Here is an 11951-nt window from a genome sequence, read left to right on the forward strand (position 1 = left end):
TGATTGCAACCCTGCTTTTCAGTATGGCCGGTGTCAGGGGCGTATTTATCGCATGCCTCGTCGGAGGTATCCTCAGTGTAATTCTCATGTCTGCATTCAGCGGAAAACATATAAAAGATATTGATGATGAAGAGCGCCAAAAGGTTGGCAAAACTGCAGATGATGCACTTTTAGGAAGACTGTAAACATTTGAGCATTTCATTAAAGTAGGGAGGTCCGGTCCCAAGGTGACCTGGCACCTCTAGATTAATACATTGCTATAAACCGGTTATGATTATATAATCGGGTTATAGCTAATTTTTTGGTTTGGAAAGGGAGGAAAAATGAACCGGCAGCAGCTTGAAATGTTTATGAGTGTGGCCAGACATCTGAATTTTACTAAGGCAGCAGCGGAATTTTACACCTCCCAGCCGACAATAAGCCGACAGATCAGCCTGTTGGAGGAGGAGTGGGGCTTCCCACTTTTTCTGAGGAACCGCAAAGAAGTCCGCCTGACACCGGGTGGTGTCATTATGCTGAATAGAGCCAAGGAATCCCTTGCCGCCATTGATGCGGGAATCAGAGAGAATCAAGAGCTTGAGCAGGGCAAAAGCGGTGAATTGCTTATCGGATGTCTGGAAACCATGGATACATCCACCTTCGTGGTACCCACGGCGGCATATTTTAATAAAATGAATCCGAATATCAAAGTAGGAATTGAGAGAAGGAGCTTCTCCGAGCTGAGGGATAAACTGGATGCAGGTACCCTGGATATCATATTCACCTTCGATTTTGAAATACAGAATATGAATAATGTACTTTATGATAAGTTCTGTTCTATCGGTGCCGGAATCCTCTATTCAAAGAACCATCCTGTTGCGGAAAAGGAAAATGTCCACTGGACGGACTTCAGGGATGAGACTTTCATACTGCCGTATCCTTCGGACAGTCCTGGGAGGAAGGAAGACCTGGAGAGGATTCTGGGGTATGCCTGTGCGGATATAATGTACGTTCCCAATCTGGAATCCCAGGTGCTCAATGTCCGGGCGGGAAACGGAGTTGCATTGATGGATACGAGCATAACCCAGACGAGGGATGAGGAGCATTACTGCTTTTACCCGTTTCCGGATAAAATGGCGCCGCTTTCCATTATGTACGCCTGGAAACAGGACAATCTTAGTCCGGCACTGGCTCTGTATATTGGGATTCTGTTCTTGAAAGAGGATATTGATGTATTTTATAATTAGGGGATAATTTAATGCGTTAAAGAAAGAAAGCTTGATTTTTGGAGCGGTATATAGTAAATTAGTCTGTAAAATAGGTATGTTGATTGGAGAAAAACAATGATTGCGGAGAATATGAAGGAAGAGGTCCAGAAGAACTCAACCGTAAGACAGATGTTTGAGGAAGGACGCAGGAGGGCGAAGCTGTACGGGGAGGACAAGGTCTTTGATTTCAGCCTTGGAAATCCAAGTGTGCCTGCACCTGAAGAGATTAACAGGGAAATCATCCGTCTGGTGCAGGAATCGGACAGCCTGAAGCTGCACGGATATATGTCCAATGCAGGCTATGAAGATGTAAGGAAACAGGTTGCGGATTCCCTGAACAGAAGATTTGATACTCATTTTACGGAAAACAACATTATCATGACTACCGGAGCAGCCGGAGCCATAAATATTATATTCAAGACACTTTTGAACCCGGAGGAAGAGGTTATCATTTTTGCTCCATATTTTATGGAATACCGGGCATATGTAAAGAACCACAAGGCAGTTCCGGTTATAGTGCCGCCAGACACCGAAACTTTCCAGCCGAACCTGGAAGCTTTTGAGAAGGCAATCACGCCCAGGACGAAGGCTCTTCTGCTGAATTCACCCAATAATCCTACGGGAGTTGTTTACTCGGAGGAAACCATCATTAAGATAGCCGGGATATTGAAGCAGAAACAGGAAGAATTTGGAACCGAAATATATATTGTGTCAGATGAACCCTATAGGGAATTGGTCTACGATGATGTGAAGGTGCCGTTTGTGACCAGATATTACGACAATACGGCTGTGTGCTATTCCTTCAGTAAATCGCTTTCCCTGCCCGGAGAAAGGATCGGATACCTGGTCATCCCAAACGAATTTTGTGATTACGAACAGGTATTTGCTGCAGCATCCATCGCCATCCGGATTATGGGATATATGAATGCACCCTCTCTGATGCAGAAGGTAATTGGGAACTGTATTGATCTGGAAACGGATATTGAAGTCTATGACCGAAACAGAAAGATTCTTTACAACGGCCTTAAGGAACTGGGATTTGAGTGCGTCAAGCCGGAGGGAGCTTTTTATCTTTTCATGAAATCACCGATGGAAAGTGACTTTGAGTTTGCGGAGAAGGCAAAGGAACATAATATACTGATTGTTCCGGGAACATCCTTTACCTGTCCGGGGTATCTCAGGATTTCCTACTGCGTGTCCGAAGCGACCATCAGGAATTCTCTGATCGAATTTAAGAAGCTGGCTCAGGAACTAAACCTGATATAAGGGGAAAAATATGAATACATGGAAAAACAACATAAGGATGGTAGTACCTTATGTGCCCGGAGAACAGCCCAAAAAGGCTGGGGTAGTCAAACTGAATACAAATGAAAACCCATACCCGCCGGCACCAGGTGTAAAAGCGGCGCTGGAAAATTTCAACACGGATTCACTGCGGCTGTATCCTGATCCGGATACAAAGGATTTGGCAGAGGCGCTTGCGGTCTATTATGAATTGAAATATGAGAATGTATTTGTGGGAGTTGGTTCCGATGATGTTCTGGCAACAGCCTTCATGACATTTTTCAATTCAAAAACCCCGATTTTATTTCCGGATGTTTCTTATTCCTTTTACAGCGTCTGGGCGGAATTGTTTCGTATACCTTATGAGCGGCCGGCTCTGGATTCGGAATTCAAGATGAACCCAAAGGATTACTACCGGGAAAATGGAGGAATCATATTCCCGAACCCTAATGCTCCGACAAGTGTATGTGAACCGCTGGATTTGATACGGGACATTCTGGATCATAACAGGGATGTGGTGGTTATTGTGGATGAAGCCTATATCGATTTTGGAGGGGAATCAGCGGTCCCTCTAATCCAGGAATACGACAATCTCCTTGTAGTGCAGACCTTCTCCAAATCGAGATCCATGGCAGGCATCCGGATCGGCTATGCGATGGGAAACCGAGAACTGATCGACGCGATGAAGAATGTCAAATTTTCCTTCAATTCCTATACTATGAACCGCTTCGCCCTGGATATTGGAATAGAGGCACTCAAGGATAAGCAGTATTTTGAGGATAATCTGGCCAAAATCATCAGCACAAGGGAAGAAGCCGTTAAAGAGCTGGAAAAAAGGGGATTTACTGTGCTGGAGTCAAAGGCGAATTTTCTCTTTGCACAACATAGTACGCACTACGCCGGCGATATCTTCAGGTTCCTGAAAGAGAGGAATGTTTACGTGCGTCATTTCAATCTGCCCCGTATCGATAACTATCTGCGGATAACGGTCGGAACAGAAGAACAGATGAAGAAACTCTATGAAGAACTGGACAATTATAAGTAAAATAAAGGCAGGGTATTTTTATTTTTGGATAAAAAAACCTTGCTTTTTAAATATTGTATGTTATATTAGTTATAGAACAAACACAAATTAATGAAAGGTCGTGAGGATATGAATGTCGACAAATTTACACAGAAATCGATTGAAGCCTTAAATGGCTGTGAAAAGGTTGCGCTGGAATTTGGCAACCAGGAAATCGATCAGGAACATCTGGTCTACAGTCTTCTGAAACAGGAGGACAGCCTGATTCTGAAGCTGGTGGAAAAGATGGAAATTCAGCCGGAGGCGTTTGCATCCCGGGTTATTGACGGTTTGAATAAGCGCGTGAAGGTGCAGGGTGGAAAGACCTACATAAGCAATGACCTGAACAAAGTATTGATAAGTGCATCGGATGAGGCCAAGGCGATGGGGGACGCATATGTCTCCGTGGAACATCTGTTTTTGTCCTTGATCAAGTATCCGAACAAAGAAATGAAAAACATCTTCAAGGAGTACGGTGTAGACAAGGAACGGTTTTTAAAAGCTCTGTCCACAGTCAGAGGAAACCAGAGGGTCACAAGCGACAACCCGGAGAGTACGTATGATACTCTGAATAAATACGGCACGGATCTTGTGGAAAGAGCGAGGCTGCAGAAGATGGATCCGGTTATCGGAAGGGATGATGAAATCCGCAATATCGTCCGGATTCTTTCCCGAAAGACAAAAAACAATCCTGTACTGATTGGAGAGCCTGGCGTAGGAAAGACGGCAGCCGTCGAAGGCCTGGCACAGAGGATTGTAAAAGGGGATGTTCCGGAATCCCTGAAAGATAAAATCATTTTTGCCCTGGATATGGGCTCTCTTGTGGCAGGAGCAAAATATAGGGGAGAATTTGAAGAAAGACTGAAAGCTGTTCTGGAGGAAGTGAAGGCTTCGGAAGGAAAGATTATTCTCTTTATAGACGAGCTCCACACCATCGTGGGGGCAGGAAAATCCGAGGGCTCCATGGATGCAGGAAACATGCTTAAGCCGATGCTTGCCCGAGGCGAGCTGCACTGCATCGGTGCGACCACCCTGGATGAATATAGAAAATATATCGAAAAAGACGCAGCGCTGGAAAGGCGTTTTCAGCCGGTTATGGTAGATGAACCAACCGTTGAAGATACCATCTCTATTTTGAGGGGGCTTAAGGAGAGGTATGAAGTATTCCACGGGGTTAAGATCAATGACGCAGCCCTGGTATCGGCAGCTGTCCTTTCGGACAGGTATATTTCAGACAGATTTCTTCCGGACAAGGCCATAGATCTGGTGGATGAAGCCTGTGCCCTTATAAAGACGGAAATGGATTCCATGCCTTCAGAAGTGGACGAACTTAGAAGAAAAGTCATGCAGCTGGAGATTGAAGAGACAGCCCTTAAAAAGGAAAAGGATAAACAGAGCAAGGACAGACTGGCAGTTCTGCAGAAAGAGCTGGCCGAAATGAAGGATGAATACAAGAATCAGACGGCCCAGTGGGAAAATGAAAAGAAATCTGTTGAACGTCTGAGCGGACTGCGTGAAGAGATAGAATCCGTCAATCAGCAGATTGAACTGGCGGAACAGAAGTACGATCTGGAAAAGGTAGCACAGCTTCGATATGGAAAGCTGATGGATCTACAGAAGGAACTGGAGCAGGAAGAGATTCTGGTCAACAAAAAGGATATGTCCCTGGTGCGGGAAAATGTGACAGAAGATGAAATCGCCAGAATTGTTTCCAGATGGACCGGGATTCCGGTGTCCAAACTGAATGAGTCGGAACGGAACAAGATTCTCCATCTGGAGGATGAGCTGCATAAGAGGGTGATCGGACAGGACGAAGGCGTAACAAAGGTTGCAGATGCAATTCTGCGTTCGAAGGCAGGTATCAAAGATCCAGGCAAGCCAATCGGTTCCTTTATATTCCTGGGACCAACCGGCGTAGGAAAGACGGAGCTGGCCAAGGCCCTTGCCGAAAACCTGTTTGATGATGAAAAGAATATGGTCCGAATCGATATGAGCGAATACATGGAGAAGTTTTCTGTATCCAGACTTATCGGTGCGCCTCCGGGATATGTCGGATATGAAGAAGGAGGTCAGCTGACGGAAGCGGTCCGAAGGAAGCCTTATTCGGTTGTACTGTTTGACGAGATTGAAAAGGCTCATGCGGATGTGTTCAACGTGCTCCTGCAGGTACTGGATGATGGAAGGATAACTGATTCCCAGGGAAGAACTGTGGATTTTAAAAACACCCTGATTATCATGACCTCTAATATTGGATCTGTATATCTGCTGGATGGAATCGATCCGGACGGAAACATCAGTGAATCGGCTGAAAGAATGGTCATGGATGATCTGCATGCCCATTTCAGGCCGGAATTCTTAAACCGTCTGGATGAAATCATCATGTTTAAGCCATTGTCGAAACTGGATATAAGCCAGATCATTAATCTGCTGGTCAGTGACATGAACAGACGCCTGAAGGACCGGGAAATATCAATAGAACTGACGTCTCAGGCAAAGGATTTTGTAGTTGAAAATGGATACGATCCACACTATGGTGCGAGGCCTCTGAAGAGATATCTGCAGAAAAATGTGGAGACTGCCGCGGCGAGGATTATCCTGGGCGGAAGTGTTGAGGCCGGAGATGTTATACTTATTGACGTAAATGCGGATAAAAACAGCGTGGAAGCAAGGGTTAAATGATAGACATAAAACTGCATTATATTGAAAAGGGGGAGGGGAAACCCCTGGTACTGCTTCATGGGAATGGTGAGGAATCCGGCTGCTTCATAAATCAGATCAATTACTTTTCCAGGGACTATAGGGTAATTGCCGTTGACACAAGGGGACACGGCAGGTCACCCCGGGGGAGCAAGCCATTCACTCTGGGTCAGTTCGTGGAAGATCTGAAAAATTTCCTTGATGATTTAGGTCTGACACGAATCAATCTGCTGGGATTCAGTGATGGAGGCAATGTTGCGATGCTGTTTGCCCTGAAATATCCTGAATACCTGGAGAAACTTGTACTGAATGGGGCCAACAGCTGCCCATGGGGAGTCAGGGCCCGTTACCAGATACCTGTCGTCCTTTCCTATTGTATAGAAGCGATTCGTTCCCTCGTAGATAAAAAGGCTGTTTCAAAGAAAGAATTGGTGGGGCTCATGGTTAAAGAGCCCCGGATAAAGAGAAAAGAGCTTTTTAAATTGAAAGTCCCCACCCTGGTCATAGCGGGCGACAGGGACATGGTCGGCCACAGACATACCGTAAAACTGGCAAAAAGTCTTCCGGGAGGCAGACTTTCCATACTAAAAGGGGATCACTTTATTGTTTACAAGGAATGGGAAGCGTTCAACAGGGAAGTGGGAAAATTCCTGCAATCTTAAGAGGAGACACATCGAGCTTTTTCTTTTTCATTTTACATTTCTTTTACGAAAAACCATGTTTGGTTTTTACTTTCACCACGTATATTAGGGAAGTATAAACAAACAAGGAAAAGAAAAAGGAGAATACAATATGAAAAGATTTTTAGTATTGGCTGCAAGTCTTGTTATGTGCGCCGGAGTCATTGCAGGATGCGGAAGCTCGAACGAGAGCGACACAGCATTTGACACATCAACGAATATCACCGTAGTATCCAGAGAAGATGGTTCGGGAACCAGGGGAGCGTTTTCGGAAATGTTCAAAATCGTCGAGAAAGCAGCCGACGGAACTACAACAGACCTGACCACAGAAGAAGCTGTCATTGCAAACAAAACCGGAATCGTGCTTTCAAACGTAGCCTCAGATACATATTCCATCGGATACATTTCACTTGGATCCTTAGACGACAGCATTAAGGCAGTAAAAATCAATGGAGTGGAAGCAACCACTGAAAATGTAGTAAATGGAAAATATGAAATTGCAAGACCTTTCAATATCGCTACCAAAGGTGCAGCAAGCGCAACAGCACAGGATTTCATGAATTACATCATGAGCACAGAAGGACAGGCAATTGTAGAAGAGAACGGATATATTAAAGCCATAAGTGATACAAAAGCATATGAAGCAACTGATGCAAAAGGCAAAGTGGTAGTATCCGGTTCTTCATCTGTATCTCCTGTAATGGAGAAGCTTGCGGAAGCGTACATGGCAGTGAATTCTAACATAACCGTAGAAATCCAGACGAGCGATTCCACTACAGGAATGCAGAACGCCATGGAAGGGTCATGCGATATCGGAATGGCATCCAGGGAATTAAAGGATAGTGAACTGGCTGTTCTTACACCGTCAGCAATTGCAATAGACGGTATTGCTGTTATCGTCAACAAGGAAAACCCTATCGAAGATCTTACCAATGATCAGGTTAAAGCAATCTTTACCGGAACCACAACAACTTGGAGCGAACTGGAATAAATCGAGTTCATTTCATACAGATACTGAGGCAGCCAATTGCGGCTGCCTTTTTTTGTATGGAATAATCATTGTAATATTCTGCTTTTATGGGATAATAAATTGAGAATCGATTTTCTGAATATCTGATGAGACCGAGGTGGCAACGATGAAAAACAAAACAGAGAGTGCGGACGGCTGTAAAATCACTTTTTATACATTGGTATGGAGTTTTTTGCTGGGGAGTTTTTTTGGATATTGCATAGAAACAGCCGTCTATTTCTATAAACGGGGATATTTTGTCAATCGGCAGGGTGTCATTTACGGACCATTCAGCGAGATTTACGGATTTGGATTAATTGTGGTTCTGCTCTGCCTGTACAAAATCCGGAATAAAAAGGGGTATATTATCTTTTTGGCCAGTATGGCGGTGGGGACGCTTTTTGAATATGCATCCTCTGTTTATCTGGAAAAAGTAGCCGGATACGCTTCCTGGAATTACAGCAGCTATCCATTTGATTTTCAGGGGCGGATCGACCTGGTGGTTTCAGTCGGATGGGGTGTGTTTGGGGTGCTTTTTATTAAGTATGCGTATCCATTCACATGTAAAATCTTAAACAGGATGAATAAAGGTTTGTACAAAGTGCTATTATGGCTGTTTTTTGTCTTTATGGTTTTTGATCTGACATTGTCCGGGCTTGCCGTGGACAGGATGGGAAAAAGAGGATCAGGCGTCCCTGCGGGTAACAAAATCGATCGATTTTTGGATGAGCATTATCCCGATGAGAGATTAAAGGAAATTTTTACAAGTGTCAAATTCATAAAATGAAAGGGTGTCAGGAGGGTCTTGGATGGACAGCAATATCGGGTATGAAAAATGCATTTGTGATCTGATACATAATGAGGCAGTGCTGTCGATGGAAAAATACATACAGCACAGCAATATTTCATGTCTTGAACACTGCATACACGTATCCTACAGAAGCTATAGGCTATGCAGGAGACTGGGACTTGACTATGTGTCAGCCGCCAGGGGCGGACTTCTCCATGATTTTTTTTTGTATGACTGGCACATTGACAAACCGGGAAACGGACTTCATGGGTTCAGCCATCCAGGCACCGCCCTTAGAAATGCCACCGGAAAATTCAGCTTGAATGAGATGGAGAAGGATATCATTGAAAGGCATATGTGGCCCCTTACTCTCAGAGCGCCCAGGTATAAAGAGACTTTGGTCATATCTTTGGTGGATAAATATTGTTCCCTGGTCGAAATTTGTACGAGAAACACATTTGGGATTTCGAATTTTTTAGAAAGGTATTGACTGGAATTGAAAACGGAATTATAATACGTATGAACATGTGTGCATGTGTAAACTGGAAAGGCGCTGATTATAATGAAAGATAAATTTCAAGTGGAAAGCTGCGACTATATTCATATACATGAGGAGACGATAGAACGGGTGTCAAAGGCCATGCCAGAAGAGGAAATTCTTTATGATCTGGCAGAATTTTATAAAGTATTTGCAGATTCTACCAGAATCAAAATTCTGTATGTCCTCCTGCAGTCGGAGATGTGTGTGTGTGATATCGGACGTATTTTGAACGTCAGCCAGTCAGCCGTTTCCCACCAGCTCAGACATCTGAAACAGATGAGGCTGGTTAAGTTCAGGCGGGAGGGGAAGACTATCTTTTATTCCCTTTCTGATTCACACATCGAATCCATAATCAGCCAGGGGCTGGAACATATAGGCGAATAGGAGATTTAAATGGAAAAAATATACAGAATTGAGAATTTAGGATGCGCAAACTGTGCGGCGAAAATGGAAAGGGCAATCGGAAAGATTCCCGGCGTCCATTCGGTTACGATAAATTTCATGACCCAGAAAATGATTCTGGATGCAGAGGAGGACAAGCTTCCTCGGATTACGGAAACTGCTGCGGAGAAAATCAGAAAAATCGAGAGGCAGGCAGTTCTTAAAGAGAGCTAAAGGGGCCGGGGGAAGAACATGAAATTCAACAGGGAACTTTCAAAAATCATCATTACAGCGGTGCTTTTTATTCTGGTCCAGCTGATACCTTTTGAGAAAATCAGTCTTTTGCAGAAAATCGGCAATGGGGATGCAGAACTTTTTTCTTATCTAATAATATATATCATCATTGGCGGCGCAGTTTTGAAAGAAGCGGCATCCAACATCCGGCAGGGCGAGATTTTTGATGAAAATTTTCTTATGTCTATAGCGACTGTCGGAGCCTTTTTTATCGGAGAATATCCTGAAGCTGTCGCGGTTATGCTGTTTTACCAGGTAGGAGAATTTTTTCAGTCTTATGCGGTGGATAAATCCAGAAAGTCTGTCAGTGCGCTTATGGACATCCGTCCCGACAGTGCATACTTGAAGCAAAAGGATGGAAGTGTAGTCAAGGTACATCCGGAGGATGTGAATGTCGGCCAGGTTATTGTTGTCCGACCGGGCGAAAAGGTGCCTCTCGACGGAACGGTCATCAGCGGGGCAGGAGATCTGGATGTTCGTGCCCTGACGGGGGAAAGCCTTCCCAGAGAAGCGGTGGAAGGCGATGCAATCATAAGCGGATCCGTTAATATTAACGGACTGTTCGAAATTATAGTGGAGAAAAAGTTTACTGAATCCACGGTATCGAAAATTCTGGAGCTGGTTGAAAATGCCGGAAACAAGAAGGCGGTAGCAGAGAATTTCATTACGAAATTTGCACGGATATATACACCATTTGTAGTTTTTGCTGCTGTTGTCATAGCCGTTGCACCCCCGTTGTTTGCGGGAGGAGTCTGGAGCGACTGGATATACAGGGCCCTGACCTTCCTGGTTATCTCCTGTCCATGTGCTTTTGTAATATCCGTTCCGATGTCCTTTTTTGGAGGTATCGGAGGTGCGTCCAGAAGAGGGATTCTGATTAAAGGAAGCAATTATATCGAGACTCTGGCTAAATGCAACACGATAGTTTTTGATAAAACAGGAACGCTCACCAAAGGAGTCTTCAGGCTTGAAAAAATCAATGCCCTGGGAGTGAGAGAAGAAGAGCTTCTGGAAACGGCGGCCATCGCTGAATATTATTCCAATCATCCCATCGCCCGTTCTATCATGGATGCTTTTCAGAAAAGCAATCCGGAAAGGTACGGCTGGGTGAAGGAAAGGATTGCAGGAGCCACGGCCCGGGAACTGCCAGGCTTTGGCATGCAGGTTTCCCTGTCAGCCGAGGGGGGAATGTCGGAAATCATCGCAGGAAATAAAAGACTTTTTCGTAAGGAAGGCATTGAAATACATGAGGAAAAAGAGGTCGGAAGCGTCGTTTATGTGGCAAAGGATGGGGTTTTCCTTGGAAGCCTCGAGGTTTCAGATGAGATAAGAAGTGATGCGGTAAAGGGAATCAATTTGCTGAAAAAGTATGGTATCCGGAATACAGTCATGCTTACGGGGGATAAGGAATCTGCCGCTCAAAAGATTGGAAAGCAGCTGGGAATAGACAGGATATTTTCGGAACTGCTTCCAATGGATAAGGTGTCTAAGCTGGAGGAAATCATGGGCCAGTCGGACAGTCCGGTCGTATATGTGGGTGATGGGATAAATGATGCACCAGTGCTGGCAAGGGCAGATGTGGGAATTGCAATGGGGGGTCTTGGTTCGGATGCTGCCATTGAAGCGGCGGACATTGTCATCATGGATGATAAGGTGGGAGGCGTTTCAGAAGCCATCCGGATTTCCAGAAAAACTCTGAGGATCGTGAATCAGAATGTTGTCTTTGCATTTGGTGTGAAGCTGATTGTTCTTGTACTGGCCGCAATGGGTATAGCGGATATGTGGCCGGCCGTGTTTGCGGATGTGGGAGTGGCAACCATTGCCATACTGAATGCACTGCGGGCACTGAGATAATAAAAGGGATATCATTTTGATGTGACCCCAATAAGTTAGACTTTATAGCGTAGTAGCTTTTTAGCTGCTACGCTATTTCTTTATGCAGCCAAGAGGTTGAGTCTGTATTCT

12 protein-coding genes are annotated in these 11951 nt (G+C 44.7%); all 12 read left to right on the top strand.

Features of this window, described 5'->3' with window-relative positions; all coding sequences use genetic code 11:
- Positions 1 to 185: hypothetical protein (locus BUA79_RS12620; protein ID WP_178138603.1), on the top strand; the 185-nt coding region annotated here is incomplete at its 5' end.
- Positions 186 to 323: 138 nt separating this feature from the next.
- Positions 324 to 1226, top strand: coding sequence for a LysR family transcriptional regulator (locus tag BUA79_RS11700; RefSeq protein WP_073994601.1), 903 nt, complete (start codon positions 324 to 326; stop codon positions 1224 to 1226).
- Between the two features lie 96 nt (positions 1227 to 1322).
- Entirely contained in the window at positions 1323 to 2513 is a 1191-nt protein-coding gene (locus BUA79_RS11705; RefSeq protein WP_073994602.1) for a pyridoxal phosphate-dependent aminotransferase, read from the top strand.
- Positions 2514 to 2523: 10 nt separating this feature from the next.
- Entirely contained in the window at positions 2524 to 3576 is a 1053-nt protein-coding gene (gene hisC / locus BUA79_RS11710) for a histidinol-phosphate transaminase (RefSeq protein WP_073994603.1), read from the top strand.
- A 108-nt stretch (positions 3577 to 3684) separates the two neighbouring features.
- Positions 3685 to 6273, top strand: a complete 2589-nt coding sequence (gene clpB / locus BUA79_RS11715) for an ATP-dependent chaperone ClpB (RefSeq protein ID WP_073994604.1) — start codon at positions 3685 to 3687, stop codon at positions 6271 to 6273.
- Positions 6270 to 6953, top strand: a complete 684-nt coding sequence (locus BUA79_RS11720) for an alpha/beta fold hydrolase (protein ID WP_073994605.1) — start codon at positions 6270 to 6272, stop codon at positions 6951 to 6953. The genes clpB and BUA79_RS11720 overlap by 4 nt, the downstream gene beginning before the upstream one ends.
- Before the next feature lie 130 nt (positions 6954 to 7083).
- A complete protein-coding gene (locus BUA79_RS11725; RefSeq protein ID WP_073994606.1) occupies positions 7084 to 7962 on the top strand; it encodes a substrate-binding domain-containing protein in 879 nt (292 codons plus the stop codon).
- 145 nt (positions 7963 to 8107) lie between these two features.
- Positions 8108 to 8767 carry a putative ABC transporter permease gene (locus BUA79_RS11730; protein WP_073994607.1) on the top strand — a complete coding sequence of 220 codons (660 nt, stop codon included), beginning with the start codon at positions 8108 to 8110 and terminating at the stop codon, positions 8765 to 8767.
- A 22-nt stretch (positions 8768 to 8789) separates the two neighbouring features.
- A complete protein-coding gene (locus BUA79_RS11735; RefSeq protein ID WP_073994608.1) occupies positions 8790 to 9260 on the top strand; it encodes an HD domain-containing protein in 471 nt (156 codons plus the stop codon).
- 72 nt (positions 9261 to 9332) lie between these two features.
- A complete protein-coding gene (locus BUA79_RS11740) occupies positions 9333 to 9695 on the top strand; it encodes an ArsR/SmtB family transcription factor (protein WP_073994609.1) in 363 nt (120 codons plus the stop codon).
- A gap of 9 nt (positions 9696 to 9704) precedes the next feature.
- A complete protein-coding gene (locus BUA79_RS11745; protein ID WP_073994610.1) occupies positions 9705 to 9926 on the top strand; it encodes a cation transporter in 222 nt (73 codons plus the stop codon).
- 18 nt (positions 9927 to 9944) lie between these two features.
- Positions 9945 to 11840, top strand: coding sequence for a heavy metal translocating P-type ATPase (locus BUA79_RS11750; RefSeq protein WP_094757454.1), 1896 nt, complete (start codon positions 9945 to 9947; stop codon positions 11838 to 11840).
- Positions 11841 to 11951 lie beyond the last annotated feature (111 nt).

Source organism: Parasporobacterium paucivorans DSM 15970, assembly GCF_900141895.1.
Lineage (GTDB): Bacteria > Bacillota > Clostridia > Lachnospirales > Lachnospiraceae > Parasporobacterium > Parasporobacterium paucivorans.